13 protein-coding genes and 1 pseudogene are annotated in these 21475 nt (G+C 74.9%); 2 read left to right on the top strand and 12 right to left on the bottom strand.

Annotation, left to right across the window (positions count from 1 at the left end; all coding sequences use genetic code 11):
- From AB0L40_RS17720 to AB0L40_RS17685, 8 genes and pseudogenes are all read right to left on the bottom strand, one after another.
- A pseudogene (locus tag AB0L40_RS17720) lies at nucleotides 1-622 on the bottom strand (hypothetical protein); the annotation flags it as partial.
- Between the two features lie 300 nt (nucleotides 623-922).
- The gene (locus AB0L40_RS17715; RefSeq protein WP_364357342.1) at nucleotides 923-2125 is read right to left on the bottom strand and encodes a hypothetical protein; all 1203 of its coding nucleotides are present in this window, start codon (nucleotides 2123-2125) and stop codon (nucleotides 923-925) included.
- A 135-nt stretch (nucleotides 2126-2260) separates the two neighbouring features.
- Entirely contained in the window at nucleotides 2261-5854 is a 3594-nt protein-coding gene (gene dnaE, locus AB0L40_RS17710) for a DNA polymerase III subunit alpha (RefSeq protein ID WP_364357339.1), read from the bottom strand.
- 105 nt (nucleotides 5855-5959) lie between these two features.
- The gene (locus AB0L40_RS17705; RefSeq protein WP_364357336.1) at nucleotides 5960-6514 is read right to left on the bottom strand and encodes a hypothetical protein; all 555 of its coding nucleotides are present in this window, start codon (nucleotides 6512-6514) and stop codon (nucleotides 5960-5962) included.
- 10 nt (nucleotides 6515-6524) lie between these two features.
- Nucleotides 6525-6719, bottom strand: coding sequence for a hypothetical protein (locus AB0L40_RS17700; protein ID WP_364357333.1), 195 nt, complete (start codon nucleotides 6717-6719; stop codon nucleotides 6525-6527).
- Between the two features lie 84 nt (nucleotides 6720-6803).
- On the bottom strand, nucleotides 6804-8150 hold the full coding sequence (locus AB0L40_RS17695) for an argininosuccinate synthase (RefSeq protein WP_364357330.1): 1347 nt from the start codon (nucleotides 8148-8150) through the stop codon (nucleotides 6804-6806).
- A 116-nt stretch (nucleotides 8151-8266) separates the two neighbouring features.
- A complete protein-coding gene (locus AB0L40_RS17690; protein ID WP_364357327.1) occupies nucleotides 8267-9610 on the bottom strand; it encodes a hemolysin family protein in 1344 nt (447 codons plus the stop codon).
- Between the two features lie 126 nt (nucleotides 9611-9736).
- Nucleotides 9737-10354: a DUF4389 domain-containing protein gene (locus AB0L40_RS17685; RefSeq protein WP_364357324.1), complete on the bottom strand. Its 618-nt coding sequence runs from the start codon at nucleotides 10352-10354 to the stop codon at nucleotides 9737-9739.
- Nucleotides 10355-10516: 162 nt separating this feature from the next.
- Here AB0L40_RS17685 and AB0L40_RS17680 point away from each other — a divergent pair, with 162 nt between their 5' ends.
- Nucleotides 10517-11161: a hypothetical protein gene (locus AB0L40_RS17680; RefSeq protein WP_364357321.1), complete on the top strand. Its 645-nt coding sequence runs from the start codon at nucleotides 10517-10519 to the stop codon at nucleotides 11159-11161.
- Nucleotides 11162-11242: 81 nt separating this feature from the next.
- On the opposite strand, the gene AB0L40_RS17675 is transcribed toward AB0L40_RS17680, so the two are convergent.
- The 4 genes from AB0L40_RS17675 to argJ form a co-directional block, all read right to left on the bottom strand.
- The gene (locus tag AB0L40_RS17675) at nucleotides 11243-12436 is read right to left on the bottom strand and encodes an acetylornithine transaminase (protein WP_364357318.1); all 1194 of its coding nucleotides are present in this window, start codon (nucleotides 12434-12436) and stop codon (nucleotides 11243-11245) included.
- Between the two features lie 73 nt (nucleotides 12437-12509).
- The gene (gene argB / locus AB0L40_RS17670; RefSeq protein WP_364357315.1) at nucleotides 12510-13406 is read right to left on the bottom strand and encodes an acetylglutamate kinase; all 897 of its coding nucleotides are present in this window, start codon (nucleotides 13404-13406) and stop codon (nucleotides 12510-12512) included.
- A gap of 63 nt (nucleotides 13407-13469) precedes the next feature.
- Complete coding sequence (locus AB0L40_RS17665) at nucleotides 13470-14330, bottom strand: hypothetical protein (protein WP_364357312.1); 861 nt, start codon at nucleotides 14328-14330, stop codon at nucleotides 13470-13472.
- A 90-nt stretch (nucleotides 14331-14420) separates the two neighbouring features.
- Complete coding sequence (argJ, locus tag AB0L40_RS17660) at nucleotides 14421-15716, bottom strand: bifunctional glutamate N-acetyltransferase/amino-acid acetyltransferase ArgJ (protein ID WP_364357309.1); 1296 nt, start codon at nucleotides 15714-15716, stop codon at nucleotides 14421-14423.
- Nucleotides 15717-15909: 193 nt separating this feature from the next.
- Here argJ and AB0L40_RS17655 point away from each other — a divergent pair.
- The coding region (locus AB0L40_RS17655; protein ID WP_364357306.1) for a hypothetical protein at nucleotides 15910-21475 on the top strand (5566 nt) is incomplete at its 3' end.

Raw genomic sequence — 21475 nt, 5'->3', positions numbered from 1 at the left:
CCTCTGGTTCGAGGGCCGCGACGACGACGTCATCACGTCGTCCGCGTACCGGATCGGCCCGTTCGAGGTGGAGTCCGCGCTCGTCGAGCACCCCGACGAGGGTCTTCAGCGCGTCCGCGGCGGTCGGGATGCCGCCCTCGAGGATGGCCTTGAGGCGGTCGTAGGCGTCGCCGACCAGCGGCAGCTGCGCCACGCCGGCGACCAAAGCGCTGGTGAGCTTCGTGACCGTGGAGAGGACGCCCTGCAGGAGCTGCGAGGTCGCGGCGATCGGGCCCTGCCTGACGATCTGGATGATCTGCGACGGCGACAGCAGGTCGAGGATCTCGGTGACCGCCGCGACGGGGGCCCCGACGAGGGTGGTGATCAGCGTGCGGATCGTGTTGGCGGGCAGGATCCCCGGCAGCGTGCCGGCGACGAGCTGGTCGACGAGTCCGGCGACGCTGCCCGTCAGGGTCGTCACGCCGCCCAGCAGGCCGCCGATGAGGCCGCCGAGGTCCTGGGTCTGGACGACGGCTGGCGGGGCGTGGCTCGCGGCGACGGCGGCCGGGGCCACCGTGGCCGTCCCGACCGCGGCGATGACGCTGACGACGAGGGCGGGGTGGCGCAGGGCGTTCGTGGGCATCTGGGACCTCTCTCCGGGGTGGTGTTGCGGCGGGTGCCGCGCTCCCCCGTGTCGTCGGCCACACCCCGCGTCCTTGTGTGCTTGCGCACACAGCTTCGACGGATGACCGACCGGCGGGGCGGACACCGGTGGACGCCTCGAGGATCCACGGGCCCGGTCCTTCGGCCGGGGACCGCTCGGCGCACGCGCGGGGCCGTCACCGCCCGCGGTGCTCGCACCGGACGCCGACCGCCTGGCGCCCGTGCCGGGACGCCACCACCCTCCGGGCCCGAGCCGGGCGCCGGTGTCCGGCGCCGCGCGTCAGCGCGCGGCGCGCCGGACCTTGACCGTCTTCGTGACGGCGCCGGCCGTCGCGCCCGTCGTCGACACGCGGACGACGACCCGGCCGCCCTTGGCGCGGATCTTCTTCGCCAGCGACGCGGGGACCTTCGCCTTGAGGGAGCGGGTCGCCCCGCGGCGGACGGTCGCCGTCTTCGCGACCTTCACCGCGCGGCCGCCGAGCTTGACGGACGGCTTGACCTTGCAGCCCGCGGCGGGCGCGGTCGCCGGGCAGCTCACGCGGAGCACGACGCGCTTGCGGGTCTTGGAGACCGTGACGGAGACGATGCGGGCGCGGGCGACCTTCTTGGCCGCGGTGGTCGTGGACGTCGTGGGCTTGGCGGCGGAGCCGGAGCCGCTCGCGCCCGTCCCGCCGGTCGCGCCGCCGAGACCCAGCAGACCGAGCAGGCTCGCCAGCGCTCCGGCGTCGACGCCGGTGCCGGTCCCGGTCCCCCCGGTGCCCGTCCCGGTCCCGGTGCCCGTGCCGCCGGTCCCCGCGACCGCGTCGATGAGGCCGGTGACCGCGGTGGACAGCGGTGCGGGGAGCGCGCTGCCGAGGCCGCGCAGGGTGGTGAGGAGGTCGCCGACGATCGGCAGGTCCTTGACGGCCGGCAGGCCCAGCAGCCCGGTGACCTGGTCGAGGATGCCGACCAGGGCCGTCTGGCCGGCCGCCGTGGACGGCACGCCGCCGGCGAGCAGCGCCTGCAGCTGCGAGAGGACGGAGCCGACGTCGGTCGCGGACGGCACCGAGGTGCCGCCGGCGGTCACGCCCTGGGTCAGGCCCGTGACGGTGTCGAGGAGGCCGCCGAGCAGGGTGGTCAGGGCCGTGGGGCTGGCGATCGTCGTCGGGTCGCTGACCAGCGCGGCGAGCTGCGCCGGGGTCAGGACGTCGAGGATCCCGCCGACCGTTTCGGCCGTGACCTTCGGGATCTCGGTCAGGAGCGTCGTGATCGTCGTCGGCGAGAGCACTGCCGTCGGGTTCGTCGTCAGCGTCGTGAGGACGGTGGTCAGCGGCGCCGTCAGGCCGCCGAGAAGCCCGTCCAGCAGGCCGCGGCTCGCGACGGAGGTCGGCGCGGACGCGTCGTGGGTCGCGGCGACGGCCGCCGCCGGCGCGACGGTCGCGGTCCCCAGGGCGGCGACGACGCTGACGACGAGCGCGGGGTGACGAAGGGCGTTGGGGGACATGGTCCAGCTCCGAGGCAGAGGGCGCGGTGGGTCACCGCTCCCCCGTCTCGTCGGCCGCGTACGGCGCCACCGTCCACCGGTGACCAGACCACTCGACGGATGTTGGAGGGTCGCCCCGGGCCGAGGCGACCGCCCTCAGGCCGCGACGGGCTGCGGCGTGCCCTCGACGCCCGCGACCGCCGCGGCCGGCGGAGCGCCGGCCGTCAGCGCTCCGGCGCCGAAGAGGCGCTCGAGCTCCATCTGCAGCGTCGCGTTCGGGGCGACCCGGAAGTCCGCGCCCAGGCGCAGCGTCCGCGGGCCCGACGTCGTGTTGATCGTCAGCACCACCGCGGCGTCCCCGCGATGGTCCTGGAGCAGGTGCTTCAGCCGGCCGAGGGCGGACTCGCGGATCGCGGACCCGTCGACCCGGACGAAGAGCTCGGTCGGCGCGGCGGCCGCGACCTGCTCCGCCCGGCGCTCGTCGGCGGCGCCGGCGGCCGCGGCCATCTCCTTCTCCGTCGGCTCGAAGACCTTGGCGGAGTTGACGAGGACCGTCGCGCGCTCGTCGTCCTTGAGGTCGACCCGGCCCCGGACCAGCACGACGGCGTCGGGCTGGAGGATCGGCTCGAGCTCCGGGGTGCCCTTCGGGAAGACGACGATGTCGACCGACCCGTCGGTGTCCTCCAGCACCCCGCGCAGCATGACGTCGCCCTTGCGGGTGTTGATCCGGCGGATGTCGGCGACGATACCGCCGACCTGGATCCACGAGTCGTGCGGCCGCGAGCGCAGGTCGGCGAGGCCGCACTCGGTCTTCTTCGCCAGCGCGTCGCGGACGTCCTTGAGCGGGTGGGCGGAGAGGAAGAGGCCGATGACCTCCTTCTCCATCGCCAGCAGCTCGCGCTGGTCGAACTCGACCGTCGGGATCGGCGGGTGCGTCGAGACCTTGCCGGGGCGGGTGGGATCGCTTCCACCGTCGGCGGTGTCGTCGCCGAAGTCGAAGATCGAGCCCTGGCCGGCGGCGGCGTCCTGCTGGACCTTCTTGCCGACCTGCTGGGCGTCGTCGACGATCGCCAGCATGCCCTTGCGGGGCGCGCCGGTCGACGTGAACGCGCCGCAGCGGATCAGCGAGTCCAGGGCCTTGCCGTTGACCGACTTGTGGTCGACGCGCTCGCAGAAGTCCCAGAGCGAGACGAACGGGCCGTCCTCGCGCGCGGCCTTGATGGCCTCGACCGCCGAGTGGCCGACGCCCTTGACGGCGTCGAGTCCGAAGCGGATCGCCCCGTCGTGGACGGTGAACTCGTGGTCGGACTCGTTGACGTCCGGCGGCAGCACCGGGATCCGCATCTCGTCGCACGTGTTGAGGAAGAACGGGACCTTGTCCTTCGTCGACATCACCGACGAGAGCAGGGCCGCCATGTACTCGGCCGGGTAGTTGGCCTTGAGCCAGGCCGTGCGGTACGAGACCAGGCCGTAGCACGCCGCGTGCGACTTGTTGAACGAGTAGTTGGCGGCGTTGAGGTTCGTCTGCCAGAGCCAGTCGACCACGCCGCCGTCGGTGCCCGACTGCAGGCAGCCCTCGCGGAAGGCGGGCTCGAGCTTCGCCATCTTGTCGAGCTGCTTCTTGCCGATCGCCTTGCGGAGGTCGTCCGCCTGCCCCGGCGTGAACCCCGCCAGGTCGCGGGCGATCCGCATCGACTGCTCCTGGTAGAGGATGACGCCCTTGGTCGGCCCGATGATCGGCGTCAGCCGGGGGTCCGGGATGCGGATCGTGTTGGGGTCGTGCTTGCCCGCCGCGTACGTCGGGATCTGGTCCATGGCGCCCGGGCGGTAGAGCGCCACGAGGGCGATCAGGTCGTCGAACTCCGTCGGGTTGACCTGGCGCATCGCCTTGCGCATGCCCTCGGACTCGAACTGGAAGACCCCGACCGAGTCGCCCTTGGCGAGCATCTCGTAGGTCGGCCGGTCGTCGAGCGGGATCTCGCCGATGTCGATCTTCTCGCCGGACGACTTCTCGATGATCTTCAGGGCGTCCTGGATCACGTCGAGGTTCCTGAGGCCCAGGAAATCCATCTTCAGCAGGCCGAGCTCCTCGATCGGCCCCATCGGGAACTGCGTGACGCGCTTGTAGATCTTCTCGCCGCGCTCGTCGACGGTCTTGGAGTCCGTGATCTGGATCGGCACGACCGACGACAGGTCGCGGTCGGAGATGACGACGGCGGCGGCGTGGATGCCGGCGTTGCGGACGGTGCCCTCGAGACCGATGGCGACGTCGAGGACCTGCTTGGCGATCGGGTCGGAGTCGTAGGCGGCGCGCAGCTCGGTGCCCTCGGCGAGGCACTTCTCCAGCGGCGGGGTCTTGCCCATGATCGGGTCGGGGATGAGCTTCGCCAGGCGGTCGCCCGTGGCGTAGTCGAAGCCCTGGACGCGGGCGGAGTCCTTCGTCGCGTTGCGCGGGAGCATCCGGCCGAACGTGACGATCTGCGCGACGCACTCGCGGCCGTACTTGTCGGTCACGTACTTCATGACCTCCTCCCGGCCGCGAACCGAGAAGTCGATGTCGATATCCGGCATCGACACGCGGTCCGGGTTGAGGAAGCGCTCGAAGAGCAGGTCGTACTTGAGCGGGTCCAGGTCGGTGATGCCCAGCGAGTAGGCGATGATCGAGCCGGCCGCGGAGCCACGGCCCGGGCCGACGGAGATGTCGTGGTCCTTGGACCACTTCACGAAGTCGTGGACGATCAGGAAGTAGGCGTCGTAGCCCATCTTGTTGATGACCGCGAGCTCCATGTCCGCGCGCTCGCGGGCGGCGGCGGGGACCGGGTCGCCGTAGCGGACGCGGAGGCCGTCGAGGACGAGCTCCTCGAGGTAGGCCTGCTCGTCCTCGCCGTCCGGCAGGAAGCGCGGCAGCAGCGAGCCCTCGCCCAGCGGGATGTGGACGTCGCAGCGCTCGGCGATCTCCAGCGTCGTCGGGATGGCGTCGGGCCACTCCGCGAACTGGGAGGCCATCTCCTCGGTGCTCTTGACGTAGAACTCGTTGGTCGAGAACGACATCTTCGGGTTGGCCAGCGTCGACTGGGTCTGCACGCAGAGGAGGGCCTCGTGCGTGTCGTAGTCGTGCTTGTGGAGGTAGTGCACGTCGGTCGTGCCGACCAGCGGGCGGCCCGTCTCCCGCGCGATCCGGACGATGCCCTCGTTGCACTTGTCCTGCAGGTCGATGCCGTTCTTCTGGACCTCGAAGTAGACGTTGTCCTTGCCCACCACGTTGAACAGCTGGTCCACGTGTGCCCGCGCGCCGTCGACGTCGTCGTCGGCGAGCGTCGTGCACATCCGCGACGCCAGGCAGCCGGTCAGCACGATCAGGCCCGAGCCGTTCTGGCTCATCTGCTCGAGGTCGACGCACGGCTTGCCGCGACGGATGCCCTCCGTGAAGCCGAGCGACGAGAGCCGCATGAGGTTCTTGTAGCCCTCGGTCGACTGCGCGATCACCGTGAGGTGGTTCGGCTTGACCTTGTCCTTCGACGCGTGGTCGTCGACGAGGTAGAGCTCGCACCCGATGACGGGCTTGATGCCCTCCTTGTTCGCCGCCTTGTACAGCTCCACGACGCCGTTCATGACGCCGTGGTCCGTCAGCCCGATGGCGGGCTGGTCGAGCTCCGCCGCGCGCTTGACGAGCTTGCCGATGTTCGGCTGGCCGTCGAGCAGCGAGTACTCGGAGTGGACGTGCAGGTGGACGCAGGAACCGGAACTCACGGACCCCACGATAGGTGCCGGGCCGGACGTCGCGCGAGGTCCTCGGGCCGCGGCGGGCGGGCGCCGCGGGGCGCCGCCGAGGACCCCCTGCAACGAGCGGGGAACTCAGCCGTCGGTGGCGGGCGGGGCCTGCGCGCGGAGCCGCTCCGCGGCGTCCTCGAGGCCGCGGATGACCTCGTCGGCGGCCTCCAGCCGGCCGCCCGCGAGCAGCTCGCGGGCGCCACGGGCCAGCTCGCCCATGCGGATCGACGGGTCCAGCGCACTGCGGGTCCGGATCGCGCGGCGGGCGTCGTCGAACGCCGCCTCCGGGCCCCGGTGCTCCTCGCGGGTCGTGGCCAGCGCGCGGACCGCGTCGAGCTCCTCACCCAGCTCCGTCAGCCCGCGGCGGAGCGTGGCGATCAGCGCGTCGCGCTCGCGCACGTCCGCGGCCCGGGCGCCCGCCGTCGCGGCCGCGCGGGCCTCGAGCAGCGCGACGCGGGCCGACGAGACGTCGGCCATCGCCTCCGCGTTCTGGGCGCGGGCCTCCGCGCGCTCGCGGCGCAGCGACTCCTCGCGCAGCCGCAGCTCGAGCTCCGCCGCTCGGGCCAGCGGGCCGGCGGCGGGCATCGGGGCGTCGCCGCGGGCGGCGGGCTCGCGGTCGACGGTGGTGCGCAGGTACACCGGCGGGACCTCAGGCGCCGGGGTTCTGGCCCTGGCGCGAGCGGGCGACCGCGAACGCGCCGCCGCCCGCGGCGACCAGCGCGAGGACGACCGCGCCCTTCTTCGCCTTGCGGCGCAGCCCGAGGCGCTTGGCGACGTACCACTTGGCGGCCTTCCAGGTGGCCCAGCCGAGCAGCGTGTAGAAGCCCCGTTCCGATCTGCGCATCGGCCAGACTGTAGCCGACGATCCCGCCCGTCCCCGGGCGCCGGCGTGCACGCGCACGCCGGTCCCGGGAGAGGTGCTGCGGGCTCAGGCCTCGGTGCCGGTGCCCGTGTCGATCTTGCCGTTGGCCAGCTGCCACGCCAGGCGCGACTGCAGCGACCACAGCTCGATGAAGCCCGGGGAGGCGTCCTGCGCGAACAGGCCGCCGGAGTGCGAGAACGACGCGAGCTGGGCGTCGTAGACGGCGTTCGGCGACTCGCGGGTGACGACGCGCGCCGAGCCCTTGTAGAGCTTCATGCCGATCGTGCCCGTGACGCGGAGGTTCACGTGCTCGATGTAGGCCTGGATGTCGGTGCGCAGCGGCTCCCACCAGAGGCCGGCGTACACGAGGTAGGCCCACTTCTGGTCCAGACCCGGCTTGAACTGGTTCTGGTGGATCGTGCCGACCAGGCGCTCGAGCTCCTTGTGCGCCGGCAGGATGATCGCCGCGGCCGGGACCTCGTAGATGTCGCGGACCTTCAGGCCGACGATGCGGTCCTCGATGTGGTCGAGGATGCCGACGCCGTGCTTGCAGCCCAGGCGCGCGACCTCGAGCAGCAGGTCGACGATCTCCATCCGCTGGCCGTCCAGCGCGACCGGCACGCCGGCCTCGAAGGTGATGGCGACGGTCTCGGCCTCGTCCGGGGCCTCCTCCGGGCGCGTGACGAGCTGGAAGACGTCGTCGTCCGGGGCGTGGCCGAGGTCCTCGATCCAGCGACCCTCGGAGGAGCGGCCCCAGAGGTTGTCGTCGATCGAGTACGGCGCCGGTGCGCCCTCGGGCGTGTTCTTGATCGGGATGTTGTGCTCGCGGGCGTAGGCGATCTCCTCGTCGCGCCCCATCGCCCAGGAGCGGACCGGGGCGATGACCTTGAGCTCGGGCGCGAGCGTGGCGATCGTCGCCTCGATGCGGACCTGGTCGTTGCCCTTGCCGGTGCAGCCGTGGGCGATCGTGTCGCAGCCGTGCTCGCGGGCGTACTCGCAGGCGAGCTTCGCGATCAGCGGGCGGCCGAGCGACGTGAACGCCGGGTAGCCGTCGCCGTAGTTGACGTTCGCCTTGATCGCGGGGATCACGTAGCCGGTCGCGAACTCCTCGCGGGCGTCGTGCACGATCGCCTCGACCGCGCCGAGGGTGCGGGCCTTCGCCGTGACCTCGTCGTAGTCCTCGCCCGGCTGGCCGAGCTCGACGGTCAGCGCCACGACCTCCGCTTGGTACTCGTCCTGGATCCACTTGAGCATGACGCTCGTGTCGAGGCCGCCGGAGTACAGGAGGAGGACCTTGCGGACCTCGTCCTTGTCGGCGAGGTACGAAGCCACCCGCGTGCGGCCCGGATCCGCCACGCGTCGTACTTCGGTGTGCTCGGCGGAGGGATCGGGCGTGGCGGGCTGGTCGGTCATACGAGCAGGGAGGGTACCGGCGCCGACGCGCGTTCGGACTCCGCCCCGGGACGCTCCCGGAGGACCCCGATCCCGCGCCGCTCGTCGCTCGTCGGAGGACCCCGGCCCGGCGCCGCTCAGCCCTCGTCCGCGGTGCCCGCCCCCAGCACCCGCAGCCGGCGGATCCGCCCGCCGTCGACCTGCTCCACCCGCACCGCGTGCCCGAACAGCTCGAGCTCGCTCCCGGGCTCCGGCAGCCGACCGAGCAGCTCCAGCAGGTGCCCGCCGACGGTGGCCTCGTGGAAGTCGTGGTCGCGGGTCGGGTCGTGGGAGGCGCCCTCGAGGCGGACCATCAGGTCGTGCATCCCCGTCTCGCCGTCGACGATCAGGTCGGCCCCGTCGCCCCGCATCAGCCGGGCGTCGTCGTGGTCGAACTCGTCCTCGATCTCGCCGACCAGCTCCTCGATCACGTCCTCGATCGTGACCAACCCGACGGCGGTGCCGTGCTCGTCGATCGCGATCGCCAGGTGCTGGCGGGCGCGGCGCATCTCCCGCAGCGCGTCGCCCACGAAGGTCGCGTCGCCGACGCGGACGACGGGCCGCGCGATCTGGTGCAGCGGCGGGTGCTCGTCGCGCAGCAGGGCCGCGAGCAGGTCCTTCGCGTGGACGACGCCCTCGACCTCGTCCAGACCGGCACCCTCCGGACACAGCGGCAGGCGGGTGACGCCCGTCCGCACCGCGACCTCGGCGGCCTCCGCGACCGTCAGCGCGTCGGACGCGACGACGGCCCGGCGGCGGGGCACCATGACCTCGCGGACGCGGCGGTCGTCGAACTCGAAGACGTTCTCGGTCAGGCGCCGCTCGACCCGGTTGATCTCCCCGCCCTCGTCGGACTCGCGGACGATCTGCAGCAGCTCCCGCTGGCTGAACGGCGAGCTGCCGGCCTCGCTGGCCGGCGGGATCCCGAACGGCTTCAGCAGGAGGTTGCCCATCCCGTTGAAGAGCTGGACGACCGGGCGCGTGAGCAGGAAGAAGATCCGCAGCGGCGGGATCGTCGCCAGCACCACGCGGTCGGTGCGGGCGATCGCGGCGCTCTTGGGGGCCAGCTCGCCGACCACGACGCTGAGCATCGTGATCAGCGCGAACGAGAGGACCCCCGCCAGCCCGACGCTGCCGATCCGGGCGCCGTCGCCGAGGATCGGCTTCAGCACCTCGTGCAGCGCGGACTCGCCGAACGCGCCGAGCCCGAGCGACGCCAGCGTGATCCCCAGCTGGCAGGCCGCCAGGTAGGAGTCGATGTGCTCCACCGCGTGCTGCACGGACGCCGCGCCGGGCCGGCCGTCGGCGACCCAGTCCTCGATCTGGCTGCTGCGGACGCGCGCGATGGCGAACTCGGCGGCCACGAAGAACGCGTTGGCGAGGACGAGGAGGAGGATGCCCGCCAGCTCGATGGCGACGGTCCCTCCGGAGGCGAGCACCATGTGCCCGGGACCGTAGCGGTCCCGGGCGACGGCGCTGCGTGCCGCCCCGCCCCGGAACGCCCGTGATCACGGGCGGCGGGACGTGCGGCGGGCGGGGCGGCGGAGGCCTCCGGCGCCAACCGCGGCTCAGTAGGTGGCCGGCGAGGCCGGCGGGGCGGCCGGGCCGGTCCCGGCCGTCTCGAACGCCGGGAACTGCTCGACCAGCAGCGCGCCGTACGCCACCGCGCGCACGTTGTACGAGATGCAGAACGCGAGGGCGTTGTGGAGCCCGTCCGGCACCCGGCCGATGAAGATCACGGTCACCCAGGTGATGAACGCCACGAAGGCCAGGACGATGCCGATCGCGTAGTTGATGATGTACACCGCGATCAGCGGGATGAAGCGCAGCAGCACCCAGAGGCGGCTGTAGGACTCCTTCGCGGGCCCGATCTGCAGCTGCACCGGGTAGTTCTCGTCCGGGCCGCCCGAGAACGGCGGGTAGACGTCGGTCAGCAGGTACGCGTAGGCGTAGAAGCGCGCGTTGAACTGCACGAAACCGCTGACGAACGAGTAGAGGCCCTCCGGGTAGCGGCCGGTGAAGAGCAGCGCGAACCACGCGATGACCACGGCGATGCCGGCGCCGATCCCGTAGAAGAACCAGAGGATCGCGTGCGGGATGACGATCAGCCAGCGGAAGAAGGCCGTGAGGCGGCTGTGCTTCGCGGCATTGGGGGCTAGGAACAGCAGTTCGCCGGCTTGCGGCATGAGGACTCCGGAGGTCGTGGGGACGGCTGTACACCGTCGGACGGGGAGGGTTGTACCAGCCCTCCGGGACGTGTGGGGGGAAGCTCCGACCATCCGTCCGCCGGACGACGGCGTGGTGTCCCCCGCGCCGCCGGCGCCGCCCCGGGCGCTAGCGTCCGCGGCGTGGAGCCGATCCCGATCCAGCAGGCGCGTGCACGGTACGCCGAACTCGTCAGCGGGCCCCGCGACCTGCTCGCGCTGGCTGACCCCCGCGACGAGCGGGCCCGGCTGGTGCCCGCCGCGTCGCTCGTCTTCGCGCTCGGCGCCTGGGAGGCGTTCTGCGAGCAGCTGCTGCGGGCCGCCGCGGTCGGCGTGGTCGGGGCCGCGCGGAAGCCCGAGGACCTCCCCCGCGCCGTGCGGGAGACGCTCGTGGAGATCATCGGCGAGCCCGGCGAGCCGTGGGAGCACGTCCTGAAGCGGCTCGGCGGCGGCTGGCACCGCGCGGCCGTCCGGCACCTCGGCCGGGCGCTGGAGCCGCGCTTCCGGCACTGGAACACGCCGAGCGCCGCGGGCGTCGACCGGCTGGCCGAGCAGGTCGCCGGGATGACGCCGATCTCGCCCCGGTGGCCGTCGGTCGACGGCCATCCGGGCGCCGACGTGCTCGACGACGCCATCCGCCGACGCGGCGAGGCCGTGCACCTGGCCCGCGTCGAGTTCGGCGCCGACGTCATCGTGCCGGTGCTCGACCTGCTGGACGACATCGTCGACGTCACCGCGACGACGGTGGCCCGCCGGATCGGCCACCTGCCGCCGGTGTCGGCGGCCTGACGTCGTCCGGCCGGGTCGCGCCGCGTCCGGCGAGACGCGGACGCGATGTCCCGGGGAGGCCAGGCCTGGCGGGGTCCGGTGTCAGCGCGCGGCGAGGCCCGCCGCGAGGCGGGCGACGCCCTCGTCGATCTGCTCGTCGCGGATCGTCAGCGGCGGCAGGAGGCGCAGGGCGCTCGGGGTCGGGCCGTTGACCCAGACGTCGTGGTCGGTGATCAGGCGCAGGGCCAGCTCGCCGGCGCTGCCGTGGCGCCCGACGGCGTCCGGGGTCAGCTCGGCGGCCAGCATCAGGCCGCGGCCGCGGACGTTCGCGACGTCCGGGAGGGCCTCGAGTCCCGCGCGCAGCCGCGCGCCCGCCTCGTTCACGCGCTCGAGGAACCCGGGCCGCTCCATGACGTCGAAGACCGCGAGCGCGGCCGCGCAGGCGAGGGGGTTGCCGGCGAACGTCGAGCCGTGGTCGCCCGGCTGCAGCACGTCGTAGAGGTGTGGCGCCGTGACCAGCGCGCCGATCGGCAGGCCGTTGGCCAGGGCCTTGGCCACCGTGATCGCGTCCGGGACGACGCCTGAGGCCTCGTAGCTCCACAGGTCGCCCGTCCGGCCCATGCCGGACTGGACCTCGTCGACGATCAGGAGCGCGCCGTGGGCGTCGCAGGCCTCGCGGGCGGCCTGCAGCACCTCGACGGGGATCGGCAGCACGCCGCTCTCCCCCTGGATCGTCTCCAGCAGCACCGCGGCGGTGCCGTCGCCGACGGCGTCGCGGACGGCGTCGGGCGTCGGCGGGACGGCGCGGAAGCCGGCGACCAGCGGGGCGAACGGCTCCTGCTTGGCCTCCTGCGGGGTCGCCGAGAGCGCGCCGTAGGTGCGGCCGTGGAAGCCGTTGAAGAGCGAGACGATCTCGCCGCCGCGCTTGTGGCGGCGGGCGAGCTTGATCGCGGCCTCGTTGGCCTCCGCCCCGGAGTTCTGGAACAGCACGCCGCCGCCGAGCGAGCTCTTCGACAGGCGCTCGGCGAGCCGCGTCGGGCCCTGCAGGTGGACGAGGTTGCTCGTGTGCAGGAGCTTCCCGGCCTGCTCCTGGATCGCCATCGTGATCGCCGGATGGGCGTGCCCGAGCGACGTGACCCCGAGCCCACAGAGCAGGTCGAGGACGCGGCGGCCGTCGACGGTGTGCAGCCAGACGTCGGCGCCGGACTCGACCGCGACCGGCAGGCGGGCGTAGTTGCGCAGGACGTGGCGGGACTCGATGTCCTCGAGCTGGGCGAGGGTCAGGGGGTCGCTCATGCGTCTGCCTTGTCGTCGGTGACAGGGGGGTGGTCGGCCGGCGGGGCGGCGCCCACGGGCCGGGGCGCGGCGCTCACCGCGCGGGCCGGATCTGGGTGCCGCAGCCGTCGTCCGTGAACAGCTCCAGCAGGACGGAGTGCGGTTTGCGCCCGTCGACGATCGACGCGGCGCCCACGCCGGAGTGGACCGCGTCGACGCAGGCCTGGAGCTTCGGGCGCATGCCGCCGGCGATCGAGTCCAGGGCGCTCTCGACCTCGTCCGTCGTCGCCTGGACCACGAGCGAGTCGGGGTCGGCCACGTCGCCGAGCCAGCCGGCGACGTCGGTGAGGAAGATCAGGCGGGTCGCGCCGAGTGCGCGGGCGACGGCGGCGGCGGCCTCGTCGGCGTTGACGTTGTGCGCCTGGCCGGACTCGTCGGAGCCGACGGACGCGATCACGGGGACGAAGTCCTCCGCGATGTGGTCGATCACGCCGGTGTCGACGCGGGTGACGCGGCCGACGAACCCGACGTCCTCGCCGCCGGGGCCCTTCGTCGTCTCGACCTTGAAGAGGTTGCCGTCGTCGCCCGAGAGCCCGACGGCGGGCTGGCCGTGGCGGCCGATGCGGACGACGATGTCCTTGTTGACCTTGCCGACGAGGACCATCTTCGCGACCTCGACGGTGGCCTCGTCGGAGACCCTGAGGCCACCGCGGAACTCGACGGGCAGGCCCAGGCGGCCCATGAACTCGGTGATCGCGGGGCCGCCGCCGTGGACGACGACGACGTTGACGCCGACGTACTTCAGGAGCGCGATGTCGCGGGCGAAGTCCTCGCGCAGCTCCGGATCGGTCATCGCGGCGCCGCCGTACTTGATGACGACGGTCCGCTCGCGGAACTGCCGGATGTAGGGCAGGGCCTCCAGCAGCGTGCCGACGTCGCGCACGCCGAGCCCCGGGGAGGCGTCGGGCGTCGGGGCGTCGGGGGCGTTCACATGGGGCACCCTAGCGCGGGAAAGGCCCTGCTGGACGGGCGGTCCGGGGGCGGCGCGCGCCGGTCAGAGGTCGACGCGGCCGTGCGCGGCGAGCGTCCGGAGGGCGTCGACCGTGAGGGCGCCGCGCCACTCCGTCGTCTGCCCGGGCGCCCAGGCGAGCCAGTCGAAGGTCCACCCGCCGTCCTCCTGCTGCGCGGCCTCCAGCCCGTCGAGGTCGCGCTCGATCTGCGCGTCGGTGAACAGCGTCCGGCTGGGCGTCCGGGGCCGTGGCGACAGGACGAGCGGCGACAGGCGCTCGTCCGCGGTGCCGCCCTCGACGGAGATCGTGCCGTCCGCCCCGATCCGGGGGCGCAGACGCCCGACCGTCTCCGCGGCGCGGTCGCGGTCGGGCACGGCGTCGAGGAAGACGAGGGCGAACTTCACGAGGTAGGCGCCGAGGTCGTCGGGCCGCTCCAGGCGGTCCCAGCACCACGCGGTCCCGCGGGCAAGCCACGGAGCGTCGGGCCGGGCCGTCGCGAGCGCGGCGGCGAGCGCGAAGGTCAGGTGCGAGCCCCCGTCGGACGGCACCATCCACGGCGCGTGCGGGAAGTCCGCGGTCGTGGCGCCGACGAACGGCACCCCGCCGTCCTCGCCGGCGACGGCGTCGACCCAGCCGGCGATCCCGTCGACCATCGGGTCGGCCGTGAGCCCGGCCTCGTGGAGGACCCCCAGCGCGTGCAGCGCGGCGGTCGGCTCGCTGCCGGGGCCGCGGACGTCGGGCTCCAGCGCGTGGCCGAACCCGCCGTCGTCGTTGCGGTACGGGCGCAGCGCCTCGAGCACGCGCCCGGGGGACGCGGTACCACGGAGCAGCGCGAGGCGGTGGCGGTCGAGCAGACGGGCGGTCGAGAGGACGAAGCGCTCGGCGGCGGCGAGGTCGATCGGCATGGGGACGACGCTACGACGACCCGCGGGCGGCGTCTTGTCGATTTCGGACACGTGCGCGGCGGGCGGGCGCCCACGTCGGCCGGTCCTGCCTCAGGTCGTGTACTCGGCGTTCAGCGTCACGTACTCGTGTCCGAGGTCGCTGAAGTAGACCTCGGTCTCGTTCGCGAAGTCCTGGCCCGGCGCGCTGGACCCGAGCGTGATGTCGTACTCGACCTCGACGTCCTTGACGAGCACCTCGAGGGCCGGGCGGTCGAAGACGACCTCCTGGCCGTCGCGGCAGACCTCGACGCCGGCGATCCGCACGCCGACGGGGTTTAGCGCCGGGCCGGGCAGCACCGCGCCGACGGCCTGGACGATGCGGCCCCAGTTGGGGTCGCCGCCGTAGAGCGCGGTCTTCACGAGCGGGCTGTTGGCGACCTGGCGCGCGACGCGCTCGCACGCCGGGCCGTCCGCGCCGCGGACCGTCACCCGGCCGACGCGGCGGGCGCCCTCGCCGTCGGCGGCGATGAACAGCGCGAGCTGCCGCAGCAGCGCGTCGAGCGCCAGGCCGAAGCGCTGCTCGTCCGGCGTGCCGGGCTCGACGGCCACGCCGCTGGCGCCCGAGGCGATCAGGACGGCCGTGTCGGACGTCGAGAGCTGCCCGTCGACCGAGATCCGGTCGAACGAGCGCTTGACGCAGACGCCGAGCAGCAGGTCCGCGGTCTCGGCGGTCAGCCGCGCGTCGGTCGTGATGAAGCAGAGCATCGTCGCGAAGCTCGGCTGGATCATCCCGGCGCCCTTGCAGACGGCGTGCAGCGTGACCTCGCCGCCCTCCAGCGCGACGGTCAGGGTCGCGGTCTTCGGGAAGAGGTCGGTCGTCTCGATGCCGCGGCGGAAGTCGGCGTCCCCGTCGGCCGCGAGGACTTCGCCCGCGGCGGCGATGCCCTGGGGCACGACGTCCATCGGCAGCGGCACCCCGATGACCCCGGTCGCGCAGACGGCGACCTGGTCCTCGGCGACCCCGGCGGCCTCCGCGGCGGCCGCCCGCACCTGGCGCGCGGTGGTGAACCCGTCGCGCCCGGTCCCGGCGTTCGCGTTGCCGCTGGTGATGACGACGGCGCGCAGCGCGTCCAGGCGCGACTCGTCCTTCGTCACCAGCACCGGCGGCGCGGCCGTCCCGGAGCGCGTGAAGCGCGCGGCGGACACGGCATCCGGCGCGTCGCAGACCAGCAGCGCGACGTCGGTCCCGCCCGACGGCTTGATCCCCGCAGCCACGCCGGCGGCCCGGAACCCCTTCGGCAGCCCGCGATCGGCGACCCCGACGACGGAGTCCGGCACCTCGACCCATCGGGAGCGGAAGAACGGGGCGTCGGCGGGCGGGTTGGAGGAGGAGGCCGGGACGGACATTCGACGGGCCAGTCTAGTGCCGCCCGCCGCCCCGCCCCGCCCGGACGGGGGCCGCACGGGGCCGGAGCCCGAACGGCCGCGCGGAGCGCCCGCTCCCGCCCGGCGGACGAATCGCTCAAGCTCCGGCCGCCGTCTGCCGATCCAAGAGCAGTCGTCCGGCCGTGCGTACGACGTCCCCCCCCCAGGAGCAGCCGTGCCGTCCCGTCACCCCGCGTGGTCCGAACACCCAGCCCGCGTCCGCGCCACCGGCGCCCTGCTCGTCGGGGCCACCGCGATCGCGCTCGGCGTCCTGCCCGCGACCGCCTCGGCCGCTCCCGAGGTCCTCGCGACCGCCCAGAGCACGCCCGCGGCGCCGCGTGGCGGGCCCGTCTCGGTGCCGATCGTCGTGGAGAACGTCGGCGACGCGGCGACCTCCGGCCCGGTCGCGGTACGCGTCACGGCGAACTCCGTCGGCTCCCCGGTGGTGGCCGGCGACGGCTGGACCTGCGATCCCTTCCCGGCGGCCCCGGGGATCGCCACCACGGCCACCTGTCGCCGGACCGACCCGCTGGCACCGGCCGCGACGTCCGCGCTCGTCGTCTCGGGCACCGTCTCGCCGGTCGACCTCGGATCCACGATGCGCGTGTCGACGTCGGTCGACGTCCCGGCGCCGGCGATCGGGGTCGGTGGCGGCACCGACCAGCCGCAGACCCAGCGCACGGCGGTCGACGCCGCGGTCACGCTGAACGCCCCGGAGCCCGCGACGGACGGCGCGCCCCGGCGGTTCGACGTCCGCGTCCGCAACCTCGGGTACGCCCCCACCCGCACGCCGGTGACCGTGACGTTCGGAGCCACGGGGCCGGCGCCGGACGCGTCCGGTCTCGGCTGGCTCTGCGACGGGCTCTCCCGGCGCTGCACCCTGGTGCTCCCCCTGCTCGCGGGGGCCGACGCGCCCCCGCTCTCCGCCGCCCTCCCCGCCGGTGGTCCGACGACGCTGAGCGCCACGGTCGACGACGGCGAGGGTCCCGACCTCGAGGACACCAACGACAGCGCGAGCGCGACGGCGGTGATCAGCAGGACGCCCGGTCCCGATCTGGCGACGTCCGTCGCCCCGACGGGCCGGCGTGCCGGGAGCCTCGTCCCCTTCGCCGTCCGGGTCCGCAACGCGGGGACCCGGCCGACCTCCGGACCCGTCAGCGTCGCACTGGCGCGCGTGCCCCTCGGGGGGAGCGGCGGCGACTCCCGACCCGGGGGCGCCGTGTCCGGAGACGGCTGGACCTGCACGGTGGACGCCCAGCGGTGCACCACCGACGCGGTCGTGGCGCCCGGCTCGGCGCTGCCGCCACTGGCGGTGGAGGCCCGCACCACGACGACCAGCGCGTCCGTCGTCGGGGCCGGCCTCGTGGCGACGGCCGGCACCGCCGGCGACGAGATCGCCGCCAACGACGCCGCGACCGGCCTCGAGTCGATCCCCGCGGGAGACCCGGCGGCGCTGCGCGTCGGCGTCGTGCTCCCCGATGACGCACCGGCCGGCGCGACGGCGACCGCCACGGTGAACGTCGCCAACGACACCACGACCGACCGGACGGGGCCGGTGGACGTCGCCATCGACGGCCCGAGCTCGTCGCGGGCCGAGGGCCCCGGCTGGATCTGCACCTCCGCCCTGCGATGCCGGAGCAGCGCCGGGCCCGCCGCCGGGACGGCGCTCCCGCCGATCACCGTCCGAGCGCCGCTGCCGGCCGACGGTGCGACCGGCCCCGCGTCGGTCGGGGCCCGCGAGGTGCGCGACGATCCCACGCCGACCTCGAGCGCGACGGCATCGATCGGCGTCGGCGTGCCGCCCGGCGACGTCACCCTCACGTTCGACGACGTCCGACCGTCCCGCGCCGGCGAGGCGACGGGGCCGGACATGATCGTCCACGACTCGGGCGCCGAGCCGGTCGCCGGGCCGATCGTCATCCGGACGACGACCGCGCTCCTGACGGACTTCCAGCTCGAGGGCGACGGCTGGGCCTGCGTCACCGGACCGATCGGACGGGGCCCGATCTGCTCGCACGGGGGCCCGATCCCGGCGGGGGGAACGCTGCCGCGTCTGCGCTGGAAGACCACCCCGTCGGCCCCCGCCCTCTTCCGTGTGCCGGTCGACGCCACCGTGTCGGTCCCGCCGGGCGGCGACGCCGTCCTGGACGACAACACCGCCCGGGTCCTGATTCCCCAGGGCGCGTTCGCCCGCGAGCTCACCGGTCGCTTCGCGCAGCTCGTCCCCGCGACCGCCGGCCGTCCGGGGGCGGTGGAGTACGAGGTCGAGAACGCCCGCCCCGCCCCGATGGACGGCCCGGTCTCGGTCGCGACGCAGGGATGGCGCGGGACCGACGGCGACGGCTGGCGATGCAGCATCGGCACGTGCCACCACGCCGGGCCGATCCCGGCGTCGGGGCACCTCCCGCGGCTGCGGGGGACGATCGTGCCGGACCGGATCAGCGACCCGGAGGACGACCTCCGGTCGTCCGTCACCCTCGAGGATTCGCTCACGCGAAGCCCGGATTCGACGGCGACCGTGCCCGCATCCCGCGGCACGCGTCCGCGGCTCGCCGCCGGGACGTCCCTGGGCTCCCGTCCGGCCCGCGGCGCGACGGTCACGGCGACCGCGTCCGTCTCCACGGATCGCGTGATCACCGGTCCGGTCGCCCTGCGCCTGGACCCGTCCCCCGGGCTCGTGGTCGAGTCCGCCGCGCCCGGGTCCGGCGTGACCTGTGCGCTCCCGACCCGGTGCACCATCGCCGGGGGCCTGACGCCGGACCGCTCCGTGCAGGTCCCCCTGCGGCTGCGGGTCGCGGGCGACGGCCGCGGGCCCTTCCGGCTGCTCACCCGCGCGTCCTCCGCCGACGCGGTCGCCGGCGAGGGACGGACGTCCGTCGTCCCCGTCGCCGCCGGCGGGGACCTGACGGCGAGCATCGACAGCCTGGCCTCCGCCCCGGCGGGCGCCGCGCGATCGGTCGTCGTCCGGGTCCGCAACGCCGGCGACCAACCCGTCGCCGGCCCCATCGAGGCCGACACCCGCGTCGGCCCGGCGGCGACCCTCGCCATCGGGACCGGGGACGGCTGGCGGTGCGACACCGGCGAGCCGTGTGTCCACGCCGGCTCACTCGCGCCGGGCGACGCGCTGCCGCCGCTCACGATCCCCGTCCGGTTCCCGGAGGCGACGACCGGCGGCGTGCCGGGCGTGTCGACGACCGTGTCGAGCCGCGCGGACGACGACACCGTCGAGGCGAACTCCACCGCCTCGGCGACCCTCCCGGTGCGGACCGTCCCCGGCCCGGACCTCTCGCTGTCCGTCGCCGCGTCCGAGCTGCCGCCGAAGGCCGGCCAGGCGGTCTTCGCGGTCCGCGTCGTCAACGTCGGCGGGCGCCCGACGCCCGGCCCCGTCCGCCTGCGCGTCGCGGATCTGATCGAGAGCCTAAACTCCCCGGGACCCGCCACCGGCGACGGCTGGACCTGCCCGGAGAAGTCCGACCGCTGCGTCCGCACGCAGCCCCTCGGACCCGGTGAGGCGGCGCCAGTCCTGCTCCTGCGCCGGAGTCCGGCCGCGTTCCCGCCGCTCGACCACCGGGTCCGGACGGCCACGGTCGGCGTCGAGTCCGGCCCCGGCGACACCGGGGACGACTCCGCCGTCGCGTCCGTGACCGGCGGCCGCACCACCGCCTCGGACGTCGCCGTCGCAGTCTCCGGCGGCGGGCCCGCCGTGGCCGGGACGTCCGTCCGGCATCTCGTCGCGGTGCGGAACCTCGGCGCCGCGCCCACGAGCGCGCCGCTCGAGGTGCGGGTCGCGGGCCCGCAGGACACCACGATCCGGCTCGGCGGCGACGGCTGGACCTGCCCCGCGGGCGGCGACCGGTGCCGCCTGGACGCGGACGCGCTCGCGCCGGGAGCAGACGCCCCGCCCCTCGTCGCGACCACCGGCCCGCTGTCGTCGTCGCTCCCGAGCGCCGGCGTCACGGCCACCGCATCCGGTGACCCCGGGACGCCCGCCGGCAACGACGTCGGCAGCGACCGTCCGGCGCTCGTCCCCGCCGCCGGTACGGCGCGGTACGCCACGTGGTTCGAGGACCTCCGCCCGGTCCCCGCTTCCGGCGTCGCCCGCGGACGGCTGCGGGTCCGCGCGGTCGGCGGGACCCCGGCCGCCGGACCGGTCGCGGTCTCGATCTCCGGCGTGGACGGCGCGACGGGCGACGGCTGGGCGTGTGCGCCCGGACCGGCGTCCGGCGACCCGTGGCGCTGCACGTTCGCCGGTGCCCTCCCGGGCGACGGCGATCTGCCCGCCCTGCAGCTCACCGACGACGCCCCCGGCGTCCCGACGCCGACCGACGGCCAGCGCGCCTGGTCGGCCTCCGTCGTGTCACCCACGCCTTCCGACCACGCGTCCAACGCCGGCGGCAGCGTCAGCATGGGCGTCGGCGGTCCGGCCGTCGACCTCGTCACCGCGGTCACCGACCTCGCTCCCGCGACGCCCGGCGGGACGCGCCGCCTCGGCGTCCTGGTCCGCAACGACGGCCCGGGCGCCACGTCCGGTCCGACGACGGTGCGCCTCTCGACGCCGACCTCCGGCGTCGGGCTCGACGCCGAGGGCGACGGGTGGACGTGCGGCGGCACGACCTGCACGACCGACCGCACGGCCGGCCCCCTGGCGACGCTCCCCGCGCTGCGGGTCACCGGGCGCAGCACGACGCCCGGCCGTGCCGTGGCCGCGACCGTGACGGCCACCGCCGCGACCGCCGGGGACGACGTCCCCGCCGAGGACGCCGCGACCGGGACCGTCGGCGTTCCCGCCGGGCCCGGCGTGGGCCCCGTCGACCTCTCGGCCCGGATCGACGTCCCGGACGTCCTGCGCGCGGGCACGTCCGCGAGCACCGTGGTCCACGTCCGCAACGCCGGCGCCGCGGCGGCGCCGGGACCGACGACGGTCACGGTCACGAGTCCGTTCGGCGGCACGCTCCACGGCACCGGCTGGAGCTGCGAGGGCGACCGATGCGTCCGGGACGCCGCGGTCCCCGCCGGGACCGAGGCCGCGCCGATCCAGCTCGACGCCTCCGTCCCCGCGGACGCCGCGCTCGTGGCCGCCACGACGATCGTGCGCGTCGCGAGCGCCGCCGAGTCGTCGCCCGTCGACGACGAGGTCAGCGCCACCCAGGGCGTCTCGGGTCCGCCCCGCAGCGGGCCGTTCTCGTCGCGCTCCGTCTCGGTCGCGCCGCTCGCCCTCACCGGCTCGCCGGGGGATCCCGTGCTGGTCCAGGTCGCGCTCCGCGGCGCCGGTGCCGGAGCCGGCGGCGCCGCCACGACGACCGTGACGCTGCCCGCGGGCCTCAGCCCGGCGGCGACGCCGCCCGGCGAGCCGTCCCCGACGGTCTCGGGCCGGCGCCTGACGTGGGACGTCCCGATCCCCGCGGGCGACGACCCCGCCGCGTTCGTGTTCCTGGCCACCGTCGACCCCGACGCCGCTCCCGGCGCGCGGACGATCGACGCCGGGGTCTCGTCGTCCGCGCTGTCGGCGCCCACGTCGCACGCCGCGACGTTCACGGTGGTCGAGCGCCCGCGCGAGCCCGAGGGCCCGCCGCCGTCGACCACCCCGACGACGCAGCCGCCGGCCACCGACGGCGCCGCCGCCCTGGCGGCGTTCCTCGCGGCCCTGGCCGGCCGGACGCCGGGGGCGCCGCGCTCGCGGGCGAGGTCCTCGCGCTCGATGACGAGGACGGCGGCGCCCTCGGCGAGGACGAAGCCGTCGC

It is taken from the genome of Patulibacter sp. NPDC049589, assembly GCF_040675535.1.
Taxonomy (GTDB): domain Bacteria; phylum Actinomycetota; class Thermoleophilia; order Solirubrobacterales; family Solirubrobacteraceae; genus Patulibacter.
The sequence above is the reverse complement of the archived record's forward strand: the minus strand, read 5'-3'. Positions and strand labels throughout refer to the sequence as shown.

What these genes read in the sequence shown, in the direction of transcription:
- argJ (WP_364357309.1), bottom strand. Translation starts at nt 15,716, where the DNA reads ATGTCCGTCCCGGCCTCCTCCTCCAACCCGCCCGCCGACGCCCCGTTC.
- AB0L40_RS17675 (WP_364357318.1), bottom strand. Translation starts at nt 12,436, where the DNA reads ATGAGCGACCCCCTGACCCTCGCCCAGCTCGAGGACATCGAGTCCCGC.
- AB0L40_RS17715 (WP_364357342.1), bottom strand. Translation starts at nt 2,125, where the DNA reads ATGTCCCCCAACGCCCTTCGTCACCCCGCGCTCGTCGTCAGCGTCGTC.
- AB0L40_RS17690 (WP_364357327.1), bottom strand. Translation starts at nt 9,610, where the DNA reads ATGGTGCTCGCCTCCGGAGGGACCGTCGCCATCGAGCTGGCGGGCATC.
- AB0L40_RS17685 (WP_364357324.1), bottom strand. Translation starts at nt 10,354, where the DNA reads ATGCCGCAAGCCGGCGAACTGCTGTTCCTAGCCCCCAATGCCGCGAAG.
- AB0L40_RS17695 (WP_364357330.1), bottom strand. Translation starts at nt 8,150, where the DNA reads ATGACCGACCAGCCCGCCACGCCCGATCCCTCCGCCGAGCACACCGAA.
- AB0L40_RS17665 (WP_364357312.1), bottom strand. Translation starts at nt 14,330, where the DNA reads ATGCCGATCGACCTCGCCGCCGCCGAGCGCTTCGTCCTCTCGACCGCC.
- AB0L40_RS17700 (WP_364357333.1), bottom strand. Translation starts at nt 6,719, where the DNA reads ATGCGCAGATCGGAACGGGGCTTCTACACGCTGCTCGGCTGGGCCACC.